General features: G+C 45.1%; 21 protein-coding genes. 6 read left to right on the top strand and 15 right to left on the bottom strand.

What is annotated here, in order from left to right; all coding sequences use genetic code 11:
- Positions 1–8: 8 nt before the first annotated feature.
- The 5 genes from mutM to radC all read right to left on the bottom strand — a co-directional run bounded on the left by mutM (position 9) and on the right by radC (position 2,975).
- Positions 9–818 (bottom strand): bifunctional DNA-formamidopyrimidine glycosylase/DNA-(apurinic or apyrimidinic site) lyase, encoded by an 810-nt coding sequence (gene mutM / locus VER99_RS00900; RefSeq protein ID WP_020335721.1) that lies wholly within the window; start codon positions 816–818, stop codon positions 9–11.
- A gap of 95 nt (positions 819–913) precedes the next feature.
- Positions 914–1,390, bottom strand: coding sequence for a biotin/lipoyl attachment domain-containing protein (locus tag VER99_RS00895; RefSeq protein ID WP_020335720.1), 477 nt, complete (start codon positions 1,388–1,390; stop codon positions 914–916).
- A 186-nt stretch (positions 1,391–1,576) separates the two neighbouring features.
- Entirely contained in the window at positions 1,577–1,747 is a 171-nt protein-coding gene (gene rpmG / locus VER99_RS00890) for a 50S ribosomal protein L33 (protein ID WP_004410866.1), read from the bottom strand.
- Positions 1,748–1,760: 13 nt separating this feature from the next.
- Positions 1,761–1,997, bottom strand: coding sequence for a 50S ribosomal protein L28 (rpmB, locus tag VER99_RS00885; protein WP_005384783.1), 237 nt, complete (start codon positions 1,995–1,997; stop codon positions 1,761–1,763).
- Between the two features lie 303 nt (positions 1,998–2,300).
- Positions 2,301–2,975: a RadC family protein gene (gene radC / locus VER99_RS00880; protein WP_014230584.1), complete on the bottom strand. Its 675-nt coding sequence runs from the start codon at positions 2,973–2,975 to the stop codon at positions 2,301–2,303.
- Positions 2,976–3,262: 287 nt separating this feature from the next.
- Between radC and coaBC the strand changes: the two genes are divergently transcribed.
- From coaBC to VER99_RS00865, 3 genes are all read left to right on the top strand, one after another.
- On the top strand, positions 3,263–4,462 hold the full coding sequence (gene coaBC / locus VER99_RS00875) for a bifunctional phosphopantothenoylcysteine decarboxylase/phosphopantothenate--cysteine ligase CoaBC (protein ID WP_020335718.1): 1,200 nt from the start codon (positions 3,263–3,265) through the stop codon (positions 4,460–4,462).
- Positions 4,463–4,622: 160 nt separating this feature from the next.
- Positions 4,623–5,213 (top strand): nucleoid occlusion factor SlmA, encoded by a 591-nt coding sequence (gene slmA / locus VER99_RS00870; protein ID WP_014230582.1) that lies wholly within the window; start codon positions 4,623–4,625, stop codon positions 5,211–5,213.
- A 5-nt stretch (positions 5,214–5,218) separates the two neighbouring features.
- On the top strand, positions 5,219–6,169 hold the full coding sequence (locus VER99_RS00865) for a Kdo(2)-lipid IV(A) acyltransferase (protein WP_020335717.1): 951 nt from the start codon (positions 5,219–5,221) through the stop codon (positions 6,167–6,169).
- A 73-nt stretch (positions 6,170–6,242) separates the two neighbouring features.
- Here the strand turns inward: VER99_RS00865 and pyrE are convergent, their stop codons facing one another.
- Both pyrE and rph read right to left on the bottom strand, forming a co-directional pair.
- On the bottom strand, positions 6,243–6,884 hold the full coding sequence (gene pyrE / locus VER99_RS00860) for an orotate phosphoribosyltransferase (RefSeq protein ID WP_014230580.1): 642 nt from the start codon (positions 6,882–6,884) through the stop codon (positions 6,243–6,245).
- A 110-nt stretch (positions 6,885–6,994) separates the two neighbouring features.
- Positions 6,995–7,711 carry a ribonuclease PH gene (rph, locus tag VER99_RS00855; protein WP_020335716.1) on the bottom strand — a complete coding sequence of 239 codons (717 nt, stop codon included), beginning with the start codon at positions 7,709–7,711 and terminating at the stop codon, positions 6,995–6,997.
- 199 nt (positions 7,712–7,910) lie between these two features.
- Between rph and VER99_RS00850 the strand changes: the two genes are divergently transcribed.
- A complete protein-coding gene (locus VER99_RS00850; protein ID WP_020335715.1) occupies positions 7,911–8,777 on the top strand; it encodes a YicC/YloC family endoribonuclease in 867 nt (288 codons plus the stop codon).
- Between the two features lie 102 nt (positions 8,778–8,879).
- Here the strand turns inward: VER99_RS00850 and VER99_RS00845 are convergent, their stop codons facing one another.
- Entirely contained in the window at positions 8,880–10,979 is a 2,100-nt protein-coding gene (locus tag VER99_RS00845; RefSeq protein ID WP_020335714.1) for a YjbH domain-containing protein, read from the bottom strand.
- 85 nt (positions 10,980–11,064) lie between these two features.
- A complete protein-coding gene (locus VER99_RS00840) occupies positions 11,065–12,012 on the bottom strand; it encodes a hypothetical protein (protein ID WP_020335713.1) in 948 nt (315 codons plus the stop codon).
- Between the two features lie 1,017 nt (positions 12,013–13,029).
- Between VER99_RS00840 and VER99_RS00835 the strand changes: the two genes are divergently transcribed.
- Complete coding sequence (locus tag VER99_RS00835; RefSeq protein ID WP_076633420.1) at positions 13,030–13,446, top strand: hypothetical protein; 417 nt, start codon at positions 13,030–13,032, stop codon at positions 13,444–13,446.
- Between the two features lie 26 nt (positions 13,447–13,472).
- Here the strand turns inward: VER99_RS00835 and VER99_RS00830 are convergent, their stop codons facing one another.
- The 6 genes from VER99_RS00830 to VER99_RS00805 form a co-directional block, all read right to left on the bottom strand.
- Positions 13,473–13,898 (bottom strand): phosphate-starvation-inducible protein PsiE, encoded by a 426-nt coding sequence (locus VER99_RS00830; protein ID WP_014230574.1) that lies wholly within the window; start codon positions 13,896–13,898, stop codon positions 13,473–13,475.
- A 128-nt stretch (positions 13,899–14,026) separates the two neighbouring features.
- The gene (locus VER99_RS00825) at positions 14,027–14,866 is read right to left on the bottom strand and encodes an ABC transporter ATP-binding protein (RefSeq protein ID WP_014230573.1); all 840 of its coding nucleotides are present in this window, start codon (positions 14,864–14,866) and stop codon (positions 14,027–14,029) included.
- 32 nt (positions 14,867–14,898) lie between these two features.
- On the bottom strand, positions 14,899–15,756 hold the full coding sequence (locus VER99_RS00820) for an ABC transporter ATP-binding protein (RefSeq protein WP_020335711.1): 858 nt from the start codon (positions 15,754–15,756) through the stop codon (positions 14,899–14,901).
- A 9-nt stretch (positions 15,757–15,765) separates the two neighbouring features.
- Positions 15,766–17,592, bottom strand: coding sequence for an extracellular solute-binding protein (locus VER99_RS00815; protein ID WP_020335710.1), 1,827 nt, complete (start codon positions 17,590–17,592; stop codon positions 15,766–15,768).
- 37 nt (positions 17,593–17,629) lie between these two features.
- A complete protein-coding gene (locus tag VER99_RS00810; RefSeq protein ID WP_020335709.1) occupies positions 17,630–18,673 on the bottom strand; it encodes an ABC transporter permease in 1,044 nt (347 codons plus the stop codon).
- A gap of 1 nt (position 18,674) precedes the next feature.
- Positions 18,675–19,700: an ABC transporter permease subunit gene (locus tag VER99_RS00805; RefSeq protein WP_014230569.1), complete on the bottom strand. Its 1,026-nt coding sequence runs from the start codon at positions 19,698–19,700 to the stop codon at positions 18,675–18,677.
- Between the two features lie 818 nt (positions 19,701–20,518).
- Here VER99_RS00805 and VER99_RS00800 point away from each other — a divergent pair.
- Positions 20,519–23,119, top strand: coding sequence for a TonB-dependent receptor plug domain-containing protein (locus tag VER99_RS00800; protein WP_014230568.1), 2,601 nt, complete (start codon positions 20,519–20,521; stop codon positions 23,117–23,119).
- The last annotated feature ends 70 nt before the right edge of the window (positions 23,120–23,189 follow it).

Genomic DNA, 23,189 nt, shown 5'->3' with positions numbered 1-23,189 from the left:
GAAAAGTTTTACTTCTGGCATTCCTCACAAAAGAACGTATTACGCTGACCAATCTTTTGCTCTTGAAGTGGCTCACCGCATTCAGGGCAAGGCTCTCCCGCTTTACCATATACCAACAGTTCCTGAGCAAAATATCCAGGCTTGCCGTCTGCCTGCGCAAAATCCTTGAGCGTAGTACCACCTTGATTTATCGCGATTTCTAGCGTGGTTTTGATATTGGTAACCAGTAACTTCCACTCTTCTGCCGTCACTTGCCCCGCAGGTCTGCTTGGATGGATCCGAGATTTAAACAGGGATTCATTCGCGTAGATATTACCAACGCCGACCACGACTTTGTTGTCCATAATGAACTGCTTTACAGCAACACGCTTGCCTTGCGCTTTTTCTGCCACATATTCAGCATTGAATTCGTCAGTTAACGGCTCTGGTCCCATATGATCAAGCACGGTGTGAGACTCACCCGGCGCGCACCATAACCACGCTCCAAATCGACGCGGGTCGTTGTAGCGCAGTACTTTGCCATTAGTCAGCTTCAGATCCACATGATCATGTTTAGCCGGTGGAAAATCGGCATCAAGCACACGTAGAGAGCCTGACATACCCAGATGAACAATCGCGGTTCCCTTATCCGTCTCAATCAACAGGTACTTAGCACGGCGCCGGATTGCACGAATCACTTGCCCTTCAAGCTGCTTCAGTTCCTGAGGGATATCCCAGCGTAGTTTGGGGGTACGAAACACAAACGCCTGGATCGTTTGATCAAGCATATGCGGCGTGATTCCCATACGGCTGACTTCGACTTCAGGTAATTCAGGCATTGTTGGCTCCGTTCAATTGTCTATTCTTATTAATCTGCTCGGCTAGCATAATCGAAAACACGTGGATAAATACAGGGGTGATTCAAGCAGTCATGTTACTCAGGAAGGAGGTAACCATCATCCACTGAAATCGCAATCCATTTATCTTGCCAGTTCTTGAACAGCCAAAAATCGCTTAATCGGTAGAAGGTGATACGCTGTGGCTCATCAAGATCCTGATACCATACTTCTATCGACTCTGGCGCTGTAAGTTGACGTTTCAACGTCTCAAATTGCTGCTCAGTAAGCTCCGTGCCCTCTAAAGACTGCCAGCGAGCTACAAGCTTTTCAGAGGGAATACTCACTTTAATATTGGCCTGCCACTCGCCATTCTTAAGTTCTAATTCCCAACCGCTATAGTAAATCGCACTCACCTGATGTTCAGATCGTAGTAAATTAGGATATGGATCCACTTCTTCTGATAGTAAGTAGGTTTTGATCCACATCGGCGCATTTAAGATCACGATAAAAGCGATAACACCTAGGATAAGGATATTGTTCCATCGGCGACGACGAGCCGGACTAACGCGCATAATCACTCCTAATTTCTGTAAGTCACAGTAAATTAGCAAAGCAGATAAATATTGACTAGAAAATCTGTAAACAGATGTAGAAAAGCAGTGAAGAAGAGTAATGAGGGTGGGTGCTAGGAACTGGAGGTAATAAAAAACCCAACTCGAAAGTTGGGTTTTTCAATTCGTAAAAGAGTCAGAAACCAATTACTTGATTTTTGCTTCTTTGTACATAACGTGCTGGCGTACAACTGGATCAAATTTCTTGATCTCAAATTTACCTGGCATGTTACGCTTGTTCTTATCAGTTGTGTAGAAGTGGCCAGTACCTGCAGAAGATACTAGACGGATTTTCTCACGAACGCCTTTCTTTGCCATTGCTTATTTCCTCTTAAACGTTTTCGCCACGTGCACGCATATCAGCAAGAACAGTATCGATACCTTTCTTGTCGATGATGCGCATACCTTTAGCAGATAGACGTAGTTTAACAAAACGTTTTTCGCTCTCTACCCAGAAACGATGAGTTTGTAGGTTCGGCAGAAAACGACGCTTAGTAGCATTTCGTGCGTGTGAACGGTTGTTACCCGTTACTGGACGCTTACCAGTTACTTGGCATACTCGTGACATGAATGTCTTCTCCAAAATCGTTTCAGCTCGATATCAACCTTGGTGGCCGAACCTCTCTATCTCTCAAAAAGAAGTTAGAGGTTAAGAACCGCTATGGAAAATCCATACAAGGCTATCAAAGGTCGCGCATTATACTAACTTGACATGCATTGCTCAAGACCCGAACAGATCCTTTTTACAGGTTTTCGTGATCTTTTTTTAGACAGCAGGTTTTTTCTAGCAGTCCAAGCTGAATTCAGTTTAAAATTTAGTGGCGTGGATGATAGCAGATTTTTTGCAACTAACAACCTAAAAAACGCACAGTTATATCCATCCTCTTTCAGCAAAAGAGACACTTTCTCCATCACCGATGACGAAATGGTCCAAAATGCGAATATCTACCAGTGCTAAAGCGTCGATTAAACGGCGAGTAATTCTTCTGTCAGACTGGCTCGGCTCCGCCACACCAGACGGATGATTATGAGCAAGAATCAAGGCTGCCGCGTTATGATGCAAGGCTCGCTTCACCACTTCTCGCGGATAAACCGACGCCGCATCCAACGTTCCTTCGAATAAGATTTCATCTTTTATAACGCGGTGCTGATTATCGAGAAAAAGAATATAAAAGGCCTCTCTTTGTCGATCTCTCAAAATCGATGAGAGGTACAACTTCGTCTGTTCCGGGCTGGTTAAGGCATCACCACGCTTTAAAGTTTCCGCTAAATAACGCTGAGTCATCTCAAGCACGGCTTGTAGTTGAACATATTTAGCTTGCCCTAAACCTTTATGTTGGCAGAAGTCTTTCTCTGACGCTGAAAACAGCTGCCTGAGCGAGCCAAAATCCTGAATTAGGAAATCCGCCAATTCAATCACGTTCATGCCTTGCGTGCCTGTACGCAGAAATATAGCGAGTAATTCAGCATCGGTTAGCGCTTGTGGTCCTCTCTGGAGCAACTTCTCCCGAGGCATCGACTCATTCGGTAAGGATTTGAGTATCATCGACTGTCTCTTTATAGGTAAGAGCCCCTATTCCACAAAACAAAAAGCGAAAGTCGAGTATGACTTTCGCTTTTTTAGTTCCGTTCTGATTTTCTGTGTAATTTAGTGGTTCATCAAAGTTTAAAATTACCAACCAGATCGTGAATTTTCAGCCGAATTATTGGGGTACGTCACTTCGAATTACGACCACATAATAGTGGCATAGCAAAGTAAGCAAACTAAATATACGCAGGCGGTAAGACTTTGAGTTGTGCTAAACTCGTCGCCAGAAAAATTGGAGATCTCACATGCAAACACTAGCAGGAAAGAAAATTCTACTCGGCATCAGTGGCGGTATTGCCGCGTATAAATGTGCGGAGCTAACTCGTCGTTTAATAGAGAGAGGCGCACAAGTGCGCGTCGTGATGACCAAGGCGGCTCAGGAGTTTATTACTCCACTCACCATGCAAGCGGTTTCGGGCCACCCAGTCTCTGACAGCCTATTTGATCCCGCCGCTGAAGCGTCGATGGGGCACATTGAATTGGCAAAATGGGCCGACTTAGTCTTGCTCGCGCCAGCAACGGCTGATTTGATTGCTCGACTGTCGACAGGGATGGGAAATGACCTGCTGACAACTCTAGTGTTAGCCACTGATTCACCAGTTGCGGTATCTCCGGCAATGAACCAACAGATGTATAGTAATGTGGCCACACAAGAGAACATCGCAACCTTGGCTCGTCGTGGCATGCACATTTGGGGGCCAGGCGCTGGCGAACAAGCATGTGGTGATGTCGGCCCTGGCCGTATGTTAGAGCCAATGCAACTGGTGCATCTGTGTGAGCAGTTTTTTCAGCCTAAAGTACTCGAAGGAAAATCAGTACTAATCACAGCGGGCCCAACCCAAGAAGCCATCGATCCCGTGCGCTACATCAGCAACCACAGCTCTGGTAAAATGGGCTTTGCACTGGCGAATGCAGCAGCGCAACTGGGGGCTAAGGTTACTCTAGTAAGTGGTCCTGTAAGTTTAAGTACTCCAGCGGGCGTTGAACGCATTAACGTCGCAAGCGCTCAAGAAATGTATGATGCTGTAATGTCGCATGCCTCCAATCATGACGCGTTTATCAGTTGCGCCGCAGTAGCCGATTACCGACCAGAAGACATCGCGTCTCAAAAATTGAAAAAGACCGCAGACAACGACCAGATGGTCATCAAAATGGTGAAAAACCCTGATATTGTTGCGTCGGTTGCAGCCATGACAGACAAGCGCCCATTCACTGTCGGCTTCGCCGCTGAAACTAACGATGTCGAAACTTATGCTCGTGGTAAGTTAGTGAAGAAAAATCTCAATATGATATGTGCAAATGACGTATCGGTTGAAGGACAAGGCTTCAACAGCAACGACAATGCGATTACTCTTTTCTGGCCAGAAGGTGAACTCGCTCTCGCTTTAGAATCTAAAGAGGCACTGAGTTTTAAAATCCTCGAAAAAATGCACGCATTAATGTAATTAGCGCTCATTTTTTGATAAGAAACTGGCGAAAATTTAGTACAAACATGACAATTGAGGGTGTTGTAACTCCCAATCCACCCTCAGTAGTCTAGTTTGATCCGACTTAGCGTCTTATAATCCCCTCCGCTCAACTTTGTATTTTGAAAGGAAATAACTAATGGCCGGCAGTAAAAAATCCAATCGTCGTGAAGAGATCTTGCAAGCGTTAGCACAGATGCTTGAATCTACAGAAGGCGCTTCACGTATTACTACGGCAAAACTGGCGAAACAAGTTGGCGTTTCAGAAGCGGCGCTCTACCGCCATTTCCCAAGTAAAGCGCGTATGTTCGAAGGTTTGATCGAATTCATTGAAGAAGCATTAATGACTCGTATTAACCGTATTCTTGACGACGAAAAAGATACCTTGGAGCGTATCCGTATGGTGATGCATCTGATTCTGGTCTTTTCGGAGCGTAACCCTGGTCTGACACGCATTCTGTCAGGTCATGCTCTAATGTTTGAGAATGAACGCCTGCGTGAAAGAATCAATCAGCTATTCGAACGAATTGAAACACAGCTGCGTCAGATCCTACGAGAACGTAAACTTCGTGAAGGGAAATCTTTCCCTGTAGAAGAACGCATTCTTGCGGCACAGATCCTGGGCCAAGTAGAGGGCAGTCTAAACCGCTTTGTTCGTAGTGACTTCAAATATCAACCTACTGCCAACTTTGATGAATATTGGGCATTGCTCAGCGCACAAATTAAGTAGAGATTATGAGTAAAGACAAACAAATGCAGCCAGAGTTTTCTCTTTCCCTTCTCCATCCACGTAACTGGGGGGTATGGATAGGGTTTGGTCTACTGGCGATCATCGTTAATATTCTTCCTTACCGCTTGCTTCTGTCGTTGGGCCAATCGGTGGGTAAGCTCGGCATGCGTTATGGTAAAAAACGAGTACACGTCGCAAAGCGTAACCTTGAGTTGGCTTTTCCGGACAAGTCTCAAGAAGACATCGATCGTATCGTTACCGAAAACTTCAAAAACACCGGCATGGCACTGATCGAAACCGGCATTACCTGGTTCTGGCCAACTTGGCGCTTTAAAACGCTGCTAGTGGAAAAAGATGTTGGTGCTCTGAAAGAAAAGGCGCAAGAAGGAAAAGGCGTCCTACTCTGCTGTGTGCATGCATTGAACCTTGAAATCACCGCACGTGCTTTTGCAGTCATGGGACTTGCGGGTTACGGCGCATTTCGTCCACACGATAATCCAGCTTATAATTTTATCCAGTACTGGGGCCGCACCCATAACGGCAACAAACTGATTGACCGTAAAGACGTGAAAAAGATGATTCGCGTCTTGCGTAGTGGTGAACGTCTGTTCTATCTACCTGACCACGATTACGGACGCAACAAATCGGTGTATGTGCCATTCTTCGCAGTAGAAGATGCTTGTACCACCACAGGTACGAGCATTCTGGCTTATACATCGAAGTGTGCCATTGTTCCGGGTTCAGGCTTCCGTAATGAGCAGGGTAAGTATGAAATCATTGCAGATAAATGCATTAAAGCCGATTACCCGCAAAAAGACGAAGTTGCCGCCGCAGCGTACATGAACAAATACGTGGAAGAAGTCATCTTACGCGCTCCTGAACAATGGATGTGGCTGCATAAGCGCTACAAAACCATGCAGGATGAAAACGTGCCAAAAGGCATTCGCTACAGATAAGTGGTAACAAAATAAAAAGGGGCTGATGGATATCCACCAGCCCCTTTTTTACGTTTTAAAGCTTTAGAATAGATTAAATGCCGTATTCCGCGCGGTATGCTTTTACAGCATCTAGGTGCTCTGCAGCGTTGCCTTTCTCTTCAAGGTAAGTCACTAGGTCACCCAAACTCACGATAGAGATCACTGCACAGCCGAAGTCGCGCTCAACTTCCTGAATCGCAGACAGCTCGCCTTTGCCTTTTTCTTGACGGTCGATAGCCACCAACACGCCAGCTAAGTCAGCACCGTTCGCCTTGATGATTTCCATCGATTCACGAATTGCGGTACCTGCTGTGATCACATCATCAACCAGCATAATGCGACCTTCAAGAGCCGAACCGACCAGGTTGCCACCTTCACCGTGGTCTTTCGCTTCTTTACGGTTAAAGCAGTAAGGCGTGTCGATATCATGGTGGTCCGCAAGTGCTACTGCTGTTGTCGTCGCGATAGGGATACCTTTGTACGCAGGGCCAAATAACACATCGAACTCGATACCTGAGTCTGCCAATGCGGCTGCGTAGAAACGACCAAGACGAGCAAGGTCGCGACCTGTATTGAAAAGACCAGCGTTAAAGAAGTAAGGGCTCTTACGGCCTGATTTCAAAGTAAACTCACCAAACTTAAGAACTTCTTTCTCAAGTGCAAACTCAATAAATTCACGCTGGTATGCTTTCATGGATTTCTCTCAATTTTCAGTGTGTGGATATCAGTATTAAAGTTCTAGGACAAAAGCCCTAAAAATACGCAAAAAAATAGCTTCCTTTGCGGGGAAGCTATTTTTAAAAATTAATTTTCTAACGCCGCCTTCTGCGCCGCGACGATTTCGCTAATGCCGATTTTCGCCGACTCCAGCAGTGCCATCAGTTGCTCGTGACTAAACGGTTCGCCTTCTGCTGTGCCCTGAATTTCAATCATCTTGCCTTCTTCAGTCATGACCACGTTCATGTCAGTATCAGCGGCTGAATCTTCAACATATTCAAGGTCACACAGTACTTCCTCACCTAGCAAACCAACAGAAACCGCCGCTACGTGGCCTTTCATTGGGTTTGCTTTTAGCTTGCCGCTCTCAATTAGGTGCTGGAACGCATCTGCCATCGCAACACTTGCACCACTGATTGAAGCAGTTCTTGTGCCGCCATCCGCTTGAATTACGTCACAGTCAACGGTGATCATAAACTCACCCATCGCCTTTAAGTCGACAACAGCACGTAGACTGCGCGCGATAAGGCGTTGGATTTCCATCGTGCGGCCACCCTGCTTACCGTTTGCCGCTTCGCGACGAGTACGAGAGTGTGTTGCACGTGGCAGCATGCCGTATTCTGCAGTTACCCAGCCTTTACCTTGGCCTTTTAGCCAGCGCGGTACAGATTCTTCGACGGTCGCATTACACAACACTTTGGTATTACCGAACTCCACTAACACTGAGCCTTCAGCGTAAGCGGTGTAGTTACGAGTAATTTTGATTGGGCGAACTTGGTCCGCCTTGCGATCGTTTGGACGCATGGGCATCTACCTTAAATATGAGGAGAAGACGATTTGGTTGGGCGAGGATTATAGCGGAATCGATTCCGGATTCCTAGGTCACAAGTCATGCAATCGATGCACATTTCCCTAGTACATCGCGCTACATCCCGCGCACCTATTCTCACTCCGTGATACACTCTCTAGGTAATTTTCAAAAAATTGAAGACAGGAAAATTCGATGATTTACAGTATGACAGCGTATGCGCGCAAAGAAGTGAAAGGCGACTGGGGTTCGGCGGTATGGGAAATCCGCAGTGTAAACCAGCGCTACCTGGAAACTTACTTCCGCATGCCAGAACAATTCCGAGCACTAGAACCCTTGCTACGCGAGCGTTTTCGTAAGCGCCTAGCTCGCGGTAAAGTTGAGTGTAACCTTCGTTTTGAAGCGAACCCAGCCGCGAAAGGTGAACTTAGCATCAATGAAACTCTGGCAAACCAAGTGATTAAAGCGGCAGAGCAAGTGATGCACATGACGGGCGAACTAAGCCGCATCAACCCATTCCAAGTCATGCAATGGCCAGGTGTGATGGAAACGCCAGAGCAAGACATGGATGAAGTAAACAAGGTTTTACTGAGTGCTTTTGATGAAGCTTTGAGTGAGTTTATTGATGCTCGTGGCCGTGAAGGCGACAACATGAAAGCGCTTATCGAACAACGCCTAGATGCTATAACGGCAGAAGTAGTAAAAGTTCGTGCACGCATGCCAGAAATCCTGGAGTGGCAACGTGAGCGTCTGTTCTCTAAGTTTGAAGATGCCAAAGTCGAGCTGGATGCTTCTCGCGTGGAGCAAGAGCTTATCCTTTTAGCGCAAAAATCTGACGTCGCAGAAGAGCTGGATCGTCTCGACTCTCACGTAAAAGAAACGACTAACATTCTGAAAAAAGGTGGCGCTGTCGGTCGTCGTCTGGATTTCATGATGCAAGAGTTCAATCGAGAGTCGAACACACTAGCGTCGAAATCAATCAGTACGGACATTACGGCATCTGGCGTCGAGCTAAAAGTTCTGATCGAACAGATGCGTGAACAAATTCAGAATATCGAATAATATTTTCTAGGGTATTTATTACTCTCACATATCTAACCCTCTAAAGAAAAAAGGGCGGTACCTAAGTTAGGAAGCCGCCCTTACATATTACTTTTATTCTACTTACAGTTCTTGCTCTAACAAACGAATATACGCATTTCTCATACGCTGTTGGTTGGTATTGAAATACGCTGGTGTTAGCCTCGAACGGTTGAGATACTCGCGCTCCAAACTGTGTTGCAACTCAATAGACTGGCCAAGGCCGGTATTCACATTGTTGTGAGAATCATTGATTCGAGTTTGCACCGTCAGCCCATATTGATCGATACCTCTAACCTGTAAATATCCAGGCTTCATGTCTCGCCATGGAGTCAACGGTAAAGAGACCCCAAGAGTCAGAAACTCTTCATCTTCACTGTTTAAGTATTTTGCAAAGAATTTAGCATCCCCCAACCAGTGCGTGGTCGTGATATCAAAGCCTTTATCGCCAAACCAATACTCCCCACCTCGTAAACTTAACTGCCAGTTCCAGTCTGGTTTTGAATAGGTATAGTTGGCTAAGCGGGTCGCTTTGTCTTCGATTTGACGACCACGTGAGTCTACATCATCCTTGTAGGTGAATTCGCTAATTTGGAAGCTAACGCCATGGTTTCCTTCACGAGAATTCCACTGCGTTTCATTCATCCCGCCGAGGTAACCACCGTAGATATAACCAGCAGAAAACTGAGTCATGATATCAATAGGTAGACGGAAAGCTTGGTGAATAAGAACACGGTTGATCTCATTATCTAAGCTTTGATTTTCCCAGCGACCACCGCTCTCATAATCATCGCTATCATCAAGCGGCAATACATGTCGGATATCAAACGCTGCGCCTTGCCACAATGGTGTGTACAGATTGGAACTAAGACCGACAGAATAGTCAAAAACACCGTATTCCGTGGCAACGTTATAATTCATAATCGGCGCAAAAATGAGTTGCGAACGACCAATCCCTTCGTTGATATTCTGGTGGATCCATTGAGTCTGTTTTCGGTATTCATTGAGGTGTTTTGAGGAAAACGAGGTCTTCTCGCATAACTCGCCTGTCGCCAAAAAGTCCTGATAACAGTCGAGAGTAGTGGAAACTCGCATTACTGGAATATTATTATTCAGCAACAGCACGTTGATCACTGGTGCATCACTGCTACCTACCATATCCGCGAGTGTATCATGGCTTAGGTTTGTTGCGATTAAGCCCAAGGCCACACCAACACCGTCAACTTCATTGTGGTTGTAACGTCGGTTTTCGAGGGCAACAACCAATTGGTTAAGGTGAGTGCCCGTTTGAATATTGATAAAGCCTTCATTCTTGAGAGCTTGTTGCAAAGACGTCAGGCTAGTTGATTGGCTTTCAGCCAACTCAGAGGCAAGACGCTTCTCAGTCGTTTCTTGTACGGCCAGCTTCAATCGCTTACGGCTATTAATGTTATTGCTGCTGTAACCTAATAATGGAATGGCTGTATTGATGCCCCATAGCGTCTGGTCACTATTCTGATGACCGGTGTAAAGCTCAACATGTGCAGAGGTTTGAATGCCATAGGGCAAAAATCCCTCGGGAGTGAAAACCTTTGCTGTGACATTGAATTCGCTGGCATCGTATTCGCCGACAAGTTGAGTAAAGGGAAGCGGTTGCCACTCTACCCCACCAAAAGGCCCGTCCATAATCCCAAGACTAAGGTCGGATTTTCCATAACCAGTACTAAAACGTAACCCATAGTCTTCGAAGGTTTTATCTGCAACGAAATAAGTCGTTCTAAAGTTGCTGGCAGCACCACCAACATCTTGAGCCCCCACAGCCAGTTGAATGCCAGTTAAGTCATAGATATAGGGAACTTGAGCCTTAAAAGACGCGGACAAGTCTCGGGTTCCACAGTCACTGCTAGTGTAAGTATTACAATCGTATGTTTGTGTAACGATTCTCCCCCCGGCTTCGACACCAGGAAGAATGCCGGCACCAAAAAACCAGTCATCAAGCTGAGCAATAGAGCCCTGATAAGGTACGCCTTGGCTGAAAGAAACATGAAAATCCCCAGTATCAATCACCTGAGCATTTGGGGTAAACCCCAAGCCGGTGAAACTCTGATAAGAAGAGAGGTTATCGGGTGAAGCAAAACTGGTACAGGGGCTTAAGAGCAAAACAGCTGTTATGCAGCTTTGCCAGGAATAATTTGGTTTGAACATGCGATACATCCATTGATAAAAAGTCACCCAAAGCGAGCGCTGTGGGTGACTAATCTTTTAACGATGATAAGGAAAGTGAAAGTTATTAAGCGCCGCCGCCACCTTCACTACCACTGCCACCTGTACCACCTGTACCACCTGTAGTGCCGCCATCTGTCGGTGGGCGAGCAGGGACAACCGCTGGTTTACCTGTTGTTATATCATCAGTAATTTTATCAAAGATCGGGTTTTCCGAGTCGATATCGTCCTGTTCAGCATTAGCAATTTCGCTGAATACAGCGTCATCTTCGAGTGCTTCGGAAAGATCAACATAGATTTCATCACCGGCTTCAGTTTCTGGATAGTTTGGATGCTCTTCTAGAACTGTCTGGCTCACCCTTCTCGCCACATCAGCAAGCTGATCAACAGTTACATCTGCTTTGTCACCTTGCGCAACAAGTGTATCAGAAAGTACGACGGTGGTAACCATGATTTCTGAGTAAGCGTCTGGATTAGCTTCCTTGATAGCATTTAGTGCTGTTTCTGGGTCAGTGAGCAGCTCAAGAACATCAATTTGGACTCCATCATTGTTCAGCTGATCAACATCGATACCCAGTTTTGCCAAAGTTTCTTTAGCAACTTCTTCAGAGTACACGTCATCACCAAGCTCCTTGGCGATAATTGTCGTCAATGGCGTTGCCGCTGCTTGTTGACCCACTTGGAGTAATCCTTTTGGCACACTGTAGCTTACGTTTGACATATCTTTACCGTTAGAGGTATCCACGGCAAGGGCAGTTCCATTGAAGGTTACAGAACACGTTTCAGGGTTAGTTGCAAACGTTTCATTTTCAATAGTGATGAAACCATCGTAGTCAGTAGTCCCATTGATAGCGCCGCCTGAACCATCAATACAATCAAACTGAGCTGTCATACCTTGAACAGCACCATCGAATGCACGTACATCCTTAGAAGCAGATATAGTATCAGTGCTACTATCATTACAGCCGACTAAAATCATGGAGCCAACCGCGATTGCCAATAGTGAAAGTTTCACTTGAATCTCCTTTTTTTTTTGCAAGTGAGGGTATACCAATAAAGAGCTGCAATAATAGTTCTCTATTATCTTTAACCTTGATTAATATAAGGATTTTTGAATTTTGCCCATCATATAAGAAACAGTTATGAATGTAAAAAGGTGTTTGCACAAATACGACAGATAATTCACTTAAATCTGACACACACCTCCGATTAATTGAGTATTGACAATTCTAAAAATTATGCTCTGCAAACAAACTCATCAATCACTCGTTTTCTTCCAATATCGACATAAAACGGTCATCTTAATCTGTTAATCGGGGTGAATGAGGCAACTATAAGGTCGTAGAGGTATAACCCCAGGAAAAAAGAAAATAGTTAAATTATCCAATGACATGACTATCGCAATAGCACCGTTGATACGTTTAATGAGAATAGGTCTTTTGGTTATAAATAAATATTTAACATCAACACTTAAATTTAAAGGTATTAGGAAATAAGTAGACTTAAATCATAAGTCTAAATATTAATAAGGTGGTAACACCTGAAATAACAAAAATTAAAAAACATCAAATAGCACTGAAATAAGTAACAACTTTAAAAATAAAATCCAATATTGAGTTAAAAAATCGTTTAGACTCTCAGCCAATATATATGGAATATTTCCTCAAAGCCCGCATTTACAAAAAACTTAATTATTTGTTGTACTTCATTCTCAAGCGTATATTTCGAGTCAGATCTCAAAATCAGGTTCAAAAAGAAAAGATAACTGTAGGTCGGACAAAGCAAGGGCTCATTTAAACACTAAAAAACCAGATAGAAATATCTTAATTAGCACCTAAAATAGGGGGACTTAATCTTCAAATCGCGCTTTTTAAGTAAATGGGCATACCCAAACTGATTTAACAGCGCTCTTTAGCCTTTACTCTTACTTTGAATAAGCACACTTACGTAAACCTATAAACTATAATTATTTATCACAAACCACATACATAGCCGTTAGCAAAGAGAGCCAGCTATAAAACGAGGCCATATTATGATCAATAAATCTCTTGTTTATAGCTACATACTATTTACTCTTCTTTTTTCTCCGCTTGGCAAAGCAGAGCAAGAGCCGGAAGTCGACGTAGAACGCGCAGACGCGTTGCTGCATTGCTCAATCATGGCCAAACAAAGTGGACTGGCTACTTACCGATGTCATTTGCCTTTGAGGCTTATAAACCGTGTAAACACCTTAAAGAAATTACCCAGCGTAACCAATGTTCAGCCCCGATACGTTCCCTCGCTCATAAGGCCAAAAGAGAACAGCGCTATATACAAGCCGACATGGATTATTGTCTTAGCTTGCTCGGGAATGAACAGGAAACCGCAAAAATCAGAGAAGAACTCAATGAGCAGCAGCGGCTTTACTATGAAAAAATGGCTGAACAACAATAGTTCAGCCACTGATTGATTCAACCATTTGGGATAAAGCCTGCTTTACTCGTCTTTTTCCGCCGTGCGGTTATCTACGTACGGCCAGTAATGATGACCGATACGAATTAACAATGTCGCCGCCGCAAGTATCAACGCCGCAAGAGATAGCCAAACCACAGGAACCGCATCCAGCTCTTTCATGCCAAGAGTGATGTAACGAGCAATCGCCATCATCGCAATATAGATAGGGTAACGAACCGGAATTTTCCCGTTCATCACAAACTGCCGAACCATCGCTAACACTTCGAGATAGATAAACATCAACAAGATGTCTGTTAGCAGTACTCGCTTTTCAATAAAAACATGGATGAACTCTTCAACCATGGCATACAAGGTCGCCAAGGTAATAGCGACCAACAATATCGCCTCAAAGATATGGAAGATTTTTAAGAACGGTCGGCTGAATGATTTAGGTAACTCTGACGCCATAGTCAATTATCCAAATGAAACCAAAGAGATGAACCTGAGTTTAGCATGCTAGTTGCAAAAGCATACAAAACAAAAACGCTCCGACTATTTAGCGGAGCGTTTATTGTTTAACCTAGAAGTGGCACGGCTTACGCCACTCGCTGCTTTTTTTCGGCCAAACGCTTTTTCTTCCTGTATTTAGGGTGCGTAATCGGAATAGCAGACAGCAATTTTTTGGTGTATTCGTTTTGTGGGTTAGCGTAGATCTCTTTTGCGTTCCCCGCTTCTACCACCTTACCAAAGTACATCACCGCCACTTTGTCTGAGACATGTTTAACCACCGATAAGTCATGCGAGATAAAGATGATCGCCAGGTTCATTTCTTGCTGCAGCTGTAACAGCAGGTTCAGAATCTGAGCCTGAACGGAAACGTCCAGCGCCGAAACGGACTCGTCACAAATCAAGAGTTTTGGTTTTAACGCAATCGCTCGAGCGATACCAATACGTTGACGTTGGCCACCAGAAAATTCGTGCGGATAACGGTTTACTGCCGTTTCTGGCAAGCCCACCTTAACCAATAACTCTTTCACCCACTGCTTACGTTCAGCCGGCGTCCCAATTTTATGAATAACAAAGGGTTCTTCCAGAATCATACCGATGGTATGGCGCTGGTTAAGCGATTCCATCGGATCCTGAAATACAATCTGCATGTCTTTACGCAGAGAGCGCATCTCTTTTACCGACAGCTTGGTGATATCTTTGCCTTCGAAAAAGATTTTGCCTTCCGTTGGTTCGTAAAGCTTTAATATAGTTCGACCTAAGGTACTTTTACCACAGCCTGACTCTCCTACCAGACCCAGTGTTTCCCCTTCACCAACAGACAGAGATACACCGTCTACGGCCTTAATCGTGTAGCCTTTCTTAAACAGTCCTTTACCAGATACAAAGTGCTGCTTAAGATTTTCAATTCTTAATACTTCTTTTGCCATAACATCCTCTTTTATGACTCGTTCACTTTGTACTAGTGAGCAAACATACTTGCATCTATTGGTTTGATGTCGATCATCTGCTTAGGTTCATTATCTAAGCTTGGCATCAATCCCATCAAACGCTCGGTGTATGGGTGCTGCGGGTTATCAAACAGTTCAAAAATCTCTGCTTTTTCAACAATGCGCCCGCCATACATCACAGCCACGTCGTCGCACACTTCTGCCACCACACCAAGGTCGTGCGTAATGAAGATCATCGCCATACCCGTCTCTTCCTGAAGATCATTCATTAGTTCAAGGATAGACGCCTGTACGGTTACATCCAGTGCAGTTGTTGGTTCGTCACAGATCAAAATGTCAGGTTTACAGGCCAGTGCCATTGCGATCATGACACGCTGACGCATACCGCCAGACAAGTTGTGCGGATACTCGTTAAGACGCTTTTCTGGCATTGGAATTTTTACTTTATCCAACATTTCAATCGCATAGGACTCGCGTGACTTCTTATCCAGTTCTGGACGGTGTAGTTCGAGTACTTCACAAATCTGACGGCCGATGGTGTGAACAGGGTTCAGTGCCGTCATTGGATCCTGGAAGATAATAGAAATGCGGTTACCACGCATGGCATACATTTCATTTGCAGGCAAATCCACCAGATTGGTTCCGCGGTAGTTCACTTCACCCTTCACAATATTGCCGTATGGCTTCGGCAGCAGCCCCATAATAGACATTGAAGTCACACTCTTGCCACTGCCCGACTCACCCACTAAGCCAAGCGTGCGCCCGGCTCGAACATCAAAGTTCACACCATGGAGTACTTTTACCGGCCCATCGTCGGTCATAAATTCTACTTCGAGGTCTTTAACACTTAAAATTACATCGTTTTCCATAACACCTCCTTACAGCTTATAGGTGTCGTCGATTTCAACTACAGGCTCGAATGTCTTACCCGATTTCATCGCTTTTTGAGTTTCTTTTTTCACATCACTGTCGATCCAGTATGTGCCGTCACCAATAACACCATCACTGTAAAGTGCTTCTGTCATACGGTTCATCGGTTTTTCTGGTAGCTTCAGCCAGCGCCAGTGGCCGTAGCGAACGTAAGGCACCATGTAGCCCGAGATGATCACGTGCGCGTCGATAATGTTGCGCTGTATTTCGTGTCCGAGTTTGATTTTCTTATCCATATCTAAACCGAAACGATACTCCATGATTTTTTCATCCAGCTCTGGTGTGCTGTAATTGGTGAAGTTGTTCGTTTGCGGCTTATTGGCATTGACCGAATGGAAGTATTCCCAATAGGTTGGAATCTCAGAAGTACTCATGGTCAGGAAAGCGAGATCGTGCTTTTTCTCACGCACATATTTGAACATCGAAGAACCATCCACCAGCTTCAGTTCAATGTCCAAACCAGCCAACTTAGCCTGCTCTTTTAGATAAGCAATACGCGGGGTGTGAACAGGCGTTCCGTAGGTCAACTCGAAACTCAGTCGCTGACCTTCAGAGTTAACGCGAATACCGTCAGCCCCAATTTGGTCAAAGCCTGCGGCTTCAAATGCTGCAATGGCTTTATCGACATCAAAGGCGGGTGCTTTTACATCCGGCAGCGAGTATTTGCCATGGCCAAAACCGGTTGGATTAGGCTTACGAGAGTAGTCACCGCGCAAGACATTTTCGATCATGCCATCGAAATCCGTCGCGTAGGTGACACCTTTGCGCACATTAAGATCATTCAATAACGGTTGCGCCGTGTTGATCCAAAGGCCACCAGCCCCTACAGGATATTGGTTGTAGCCCCAGAACTTCTCGATGTAGCCCTTTTGATACGGTTCCGTGTTCGATTTATCATGCCACAAACTTGGTAGTATTAAGCCAAAGGCGTCGAGATTGCCTTTCTCAAAGTGCTTCATCGCAATGTCATTATCACGAATGACAGTGATACGAATCTTGTCGACGTTGTAGCGGTTTTGGTAGTACTTATTGCTATAGCCCCACCAGTCTTTACCAACGTGTTTAAACGTTACGCTTTTGCCTTTCTTGATATCGTCCAAGTAATAAGCGCTAGTGGTTGGTTCACTTTTAAAGTTGTAGTAACGAACAAAATCATCATGGATGCCATCGCCGTTTTCATCTTTGGCAGGGTTAGCATAGAAGTGCGCTGGGCGTGGGCGTAACGCGCCCATTCTCAACATCAGTTCTTCTTGGTTGAACTCTTTAGCCGCAACAACTGAAAACGTGTGATCATCGAATTTAATGACATCTGCGACCGTTTTGTTGTAGTAATCGTTATACCAAGGCTCAAGAATATCTGCGGAGCGGTAGAACTTGAGCATGAAGACAAAATCGTCTGCAGTCACTGGCTTGCCATCCGACCATTTCGCTTCCGGGTTTAGTCGGAAGTAAACCGTCTTATTATCACCAGCCAACGCCCATTCATTTGCCAACTCAGGAATGAATTCCAAAGTATCCGGATGGCGCACCACCAACCCCGGAGTGTCATCTAACAAGAAAGCACGCAGTCCTGCGTTCGCGTCTGGCCCTACGCTACGTAATGTCTGTGGAAAACTCGACATATAAGTACGATAAGTACCGCCACGCTTAGCTTCTGGAGAACCATATTGCGGCTCATCCCAACTTGTTTTCCATTCTAAGTCAGTCGGGAGCGTCGCGGACATCACACCGAAACTCAGGGCGGTCAACGTAGACGCTAAAAGTAATCTATTCATAAAACTTCCCTTTTTTATGTTTTGTTCACACGCTTAATTAAACATAGCGTGTGAATTTTTTCGGGTCGAAAGCCGCTCGGATCGCTTCACCAATGAAGGTCACCATCACCAATACCAATACAATCGAAGTCACTACTGAAGACACAATCCATGGCGAGTCTAAATTCGACTTACCTTGTTGCAGTAGCTCACCCCAGCTCGGTGTTGGTGGCATTAGGCCAAGGCCTAAGTAATCTAACGCTGTTAGTGCAGTAATGTTAGCCGCAATAGTAAATGGAGCCAGTGTTACAATCATAACCATCGTATTAGGAAGTATATGATTAAATAGAATACGTCCCGTTGATGCACCCAAAGCACGCGCTGCCATTACGTATTCACGAGCCGACTCTTTATAGGTCATGGTCCGCATGTACCACGTCATCCCCATCCAGGAGAAGAGCACGTTGATGGCGACGAAGAGCGCAAAGGTGGGCTGAACGATTGAAACCAGAATCATAATCACGTACAGGAATGGCACCATCGACCAAATTTCGATCAATCGCTGAACGAACAAATCGAATTTGCCTCCCCAGAAACCCATCGCACAACCTACTGCTGTACCAATCGCGTACGAGACGATCATGGTTAGCAAAGCAAATCCCATCGCGGTTCTAAAGCCATAAACCAGACGAGCTAAAATATCTCGACCGATAACGTCAGTACCTAAATAGTGCTTATTCTCAGCGCTCGGTGCTGTTGGTGGAAAATCACCACTGAAATCCTGCTCATACGGGTTCCAAGGAACGATCGGCAAAATGACAAAATTATCTCCACCTTCCTCTTCGAACACCCTCTGTAGCACACGGTAATCTGCTTCACTTGCGGAATTTTGGCCGAAATCACTGCCTAAGCGCACATCACTGACCACAGGAAAATAGAAGCTGCCGTCATACTTCACGACGAGAGCTTTACTGTTGATCAACAGCTCTGCAAACAGAGAGAGGATCAACATGATTGATAACACCACGAACGACCAGTAACCACGTTTGATCTCTTTAAAGTGGCGAATTTTCTTTTGAGTTAATGGACTGACTGTAAACATCTTACGCTCCAAACTTCACACGAGGGTCGACTAAAGCAACACAGACATCTGAAATGATGTTACCGATCAACAACAAGATCGCGTTGATGGCAACAATGCCCATTACTACAGGATAATCACGCTCCATAATGGACTCGTAGCCCAGCAGGCCAATACCATCAATGTTAAAGATAACCTCGATCAGGAATGCGCCCGTCATAAAGAAAAGTAAAGAGTTACCGAAATGGCTCGCAATCGGAATTAAACTGTTACGCAAAGCATGTCGGCGAACAGCTTTCTTGAACGGCAAACCTTTTGCGATTGCAGTACGAATGTAATCTGATGACAGGTTTTCCATCAGGTTGTTTTTCATCGTCATTGTCAGCGTGGCAAAGTCACCAATCAGATAACAAATCAATGGCAACACGGCATGCCACATGATGTCCTTGGCTCGCTCAAAGAAGGTTTCATAGTCATCGAAGTCATCGCCAACAAAGCCTCCCATAGGGAACCACTCGAGGTGATAACTGAACAAGGTAATGAGAAGCACGCCCACCACATACCCAGGTAAGGCATAGCCAACAAATATCAATATCGAGGAAGAGGAATCAAACACGGAGCCATGCTTGAGCGCCTTGTAATAACCGAGAGGAATGGAGATGAAGTAACTGATAAAGAACGTCATCCCTCCGTAAAACAGAGAAACAGGCAGGCGTTCTGCAATCATCTCTGATACTGGCTCGTAGTAACGGGTTGATTCGCCAAGATCTAAAGTAACCAAACGGCTTAACCACTCGACATACGCTTCCATCACTGGCTTGTCCAAACCATAGAAAGCATTTAACTCTGCGATTTGATCGTCAGAAAGCGCGGTGTTACCACCCGCAGACGTCATAGAGGCGGCGCCATCTCCCTGTGATTGCATTTGAGACAACATACGCTCAACAGGTCCACCCGGTACAAAACGAGTAATGGCGAAAATAAGAATGGTAATTCCGAGAAACGTCGGAATCACTAACGCTAAACGGCGTAAAAAGTACGACAGCATATACAACTTGCTCCTTGTCTACTGTCCAATTTAGACCGGCGTAACAGAAAAAATACCGGCCCCAAATGGTGCATATCTATCTTGCAGAAATTCAAATCACTGAAGCACGTTCCATGTGGGTCAATAACTTGTTTTTTATCACTGCAATAATGTCAGCGTCATATTTAGCTTGAATCCACATTGGCTTCAAGTGTTTAAAAACAAAACATGACGCACTTCGTCCACTATCAAAAAAAACGCAATATTTTGGTAAAAAATGATAAAAAACCACAAAAATAATTCATACAGAATATCAATCTGACTAAATTAGAGCCAAAACCCTACATAAAAATGCAGAAATTAAGAATAATAAGACAATTCCCAACCAAGCATATTGACTCGAAATCACGAGTGAGCCCTTTGGTAGCAACGGGTATCATATTTTGATACCACCCTACGTGCTAGAGCTAACTTGATTAGCTTTACATATAAAACCCATGTCAGAATTATTCACTGGAAAAATACTTTTTTTCAGATTCAATTACCCGCTTAAAAACCATACACAACATAACCCATTAAAGTTTACAAGAAAGACAAAACACGGTGTTTTATCGAGGTTTAATGTCATTTTTTTATTATTACTTGGTTAATTATTCTGCAATTCACAATCTCTTCAGATTTTTACATCTTTTTTACATTTGACCATCCTAGTTTACTACTGGTTTGACTTCCTTTTTTGACCTCGGTTATACATTGGCCGCACGTTAACGAAACATTAACGTCACATTTGGTCGTTTACGACCAGACACAGGAAATAATAATAAATTGGAGCAACAAGGATGTATAAAAACACAACAGCTTTATCTGTTGCGATCAGCCTTGCTTTGGGTACGGCGACGGCTTTCGCACCTGTAGCAGCTCAGGCAGAAGAGCAGCAAGTTGAAAAACTTCAAAAAATGAAAGTTACTGGTTCGCGCCTTACGCGCGCATCAATGGAAGGAAGCACTCCGATAGCAGTGATCGGTCGTGCGGAGATCGAACGTGCTGGTGACGTATCGATTGCAGACGTTCTACGTAAATCTTCATTCAACTCTTTCGGATCATTCAGTGAAAGCTCTGGTAACTCATGGCAAAGCCAGGCAACCATGTCTCTGCGTGGTTTAGGCGCTTCACGTACTTTGGTTCTTGTTAACGGTAAACGTCTTCCTGGTTCTGCAACCATGGGTGGCGGCGCTGCGAACATCAACGCGATTCCATCTGCGATTGTTGAGCGTGTTGAAGTAATGGCCGACGGTGGCTCAGCGGTATACGGTTCTGATGCGGTTGCTGGTGTAGTTAACATCATCCTGAAAGAAGAGTTTGATGGCATTAACGTAACGGTTGGTTCAGGCATCCCTAGCCAGGAAGGCGGCGATGAAGGAAACGTTGCGCTTGTGATGGGTACCAGCGGCGAGAAAGGTAACATCATGTTCTCGTTTGAACATGACAGCAAAGATGAAATCTACCAACGCGATCGCGATTACCTAAGCTCAACGAATACTGGCTCAGCGAACTACTTCGATATGTCTGGCGTGAGCATCTTCGGCCGTAACGTGTACCACGACGGCGAATTAAAAGCGCTAAACGGTTACAACACTGACGCATCATGTACATCAAAAGGCTTTGTTGGTCTAACAAACTACCCGGGGCTGGGTGACATTTGTGGTTACGACTACACTGGTGAAGCGGCTCAAACTGCCTCTCTAGAACGTAACACGGTGTTTGTTAACGGTAATATTTTCCTGACTGACGACACAACGTTTAATTCACAGTTAATGCTTAACCGTAACGAAAGTTTTGGTCGTTTCGCACCAGCTGCGGGTAGCTTTACAGTAAACCCGGACACTGATGGTGGTGCAGCATTCTTCGCAGAAAATGGTCTTGATCCAACTGCAGGCCCTGCTTCGGTCTACTATCGTTTTAACAACGTGGGAACTCGTGATAATACCGTTAAAGACTTCCAGGCTGATTTCAAAGCAGGCTTAGATGGAACCCTTTACACTGACACATTCGGTGATGTGATTTGGGAAGCTGGCTACCATATGAACTACTCCAACGGTAGCGAAACAGGTACTGGTTATGTCTTCGGTTCAGCAGCATCGCAACTTGTAGAATCAGGCCAATTTGTAGACGGTGAGTTCAGTACAGACGCGACAGACCAGCTTTCTGCAGGTACTGGCCGTGAAACCGAGATGGAAATGCACCAGTTCTCTGGCGGCCTTCAGTTTGACCTTGCGCAAGTGGGTGACGTAACGATTCCACTGTACCTTGGTGCCGAGTTCACGACTTACGACTACTCTGACATCTACGATCCGCAAAGTGAAGCGGGTAACATCATCGGTAGTTCGGGCAACTCTGCCGGCGGTGACCGTGAAACTTACGCGTTTTACGCGGAATCTTTGATCGCATTCACTGATGAGCTGGAAATGAACCTGGCGGCTCGTTACGACCACTACAGTGACTTCGGTGATGAGATCTCACCAAAAGTCTCTTTCCGTTACCAGCCACTCGATAACCTGATGTTCCGCGCTGGCGCTGGTATGGGCTTCCGCGCTCCAACACTATCTGACCTTTACGCCGCTGACAGCTTCTCGTCAGACTTCGCAAAAGACTACAGTTACTGTACAGCGAATGGTATTGCAATCGAAGACTGTCCAGAGACTCAATACGATGTTACTCGTACTTCAAACGAAGATCTGGAAGCAGAAACGTCAGTATCATTTAACTTCGGTGTGAGCTACTCACCAATCGAAGATCTAGACGTAACAGTGGATTACTACAACATCAGCATTGATGACATGATCACACTGAATACTCTGCAAAGCATGATCGACGAAGAGCGTAGCTCTGGCGTTTCTAACCCGAACATCATCCGTGATGCAAATGGCCGTATCATTGAAGCAACAGCGGGTCTTCAGAACCTAGGTACACTAGACACTTCTGGTATCGACCTGAAACTGGGTTACCGTTACGACTTCGATTACGCGACTGTTCGTTACGACTTTATGGGTAGCTACGTACTTGACTACAGCACACCTGAATACGTTGGCGGTCCAACAAACAACCAAGTAGGCCGCAACGGCTTGCCTGAGTACCGCTTCAACTCTGGTGTTGGTGTAAGCTTCCTTGAAGATCACGACATCTACCTATCTGCAGATCACATCGCAGACCAGGCACAAGATGTTGATGACAACTACAAGAAAACTGGCCACATCTCTTCACAAACAACGTGGAACGTGGCGTACAACTATCTGGCTCCATGGGATGCAAAATTCACAGCGGGTGTACGTAACCTGACTGACGAAGATCCAGCATTTGAAGCTGATGGCGTGACTTATGAGTCAGACCTATACAGCATTCAAGGCCGTGTTTACTTCTTGAAATACTCTCAAAACTTTTAATTAAGACCTTTGGCGCAGGAGGATTTCCTGCGCCCTATTCGACTGACTTTATACACTAACAAGGATGCTA

The sequence above is a fragment of the Vibrio natriegens NBRC 15636 = ATCC 14048 = DSM 759 genome (genome assembly GCF_035621455.1).
Taxonomy (GTDB): Bacteria; Pseudomonadota; Gammaproteobacteria; order Enterobacterales; family Vibrionaceae; genus Vibrio; species Vibrio natriegens.
The sequence above is the reverse complement of the archived record's forward strand: the minus strand, read 5'-3'. Positions and strand labels throughout refer to the sequence as shown.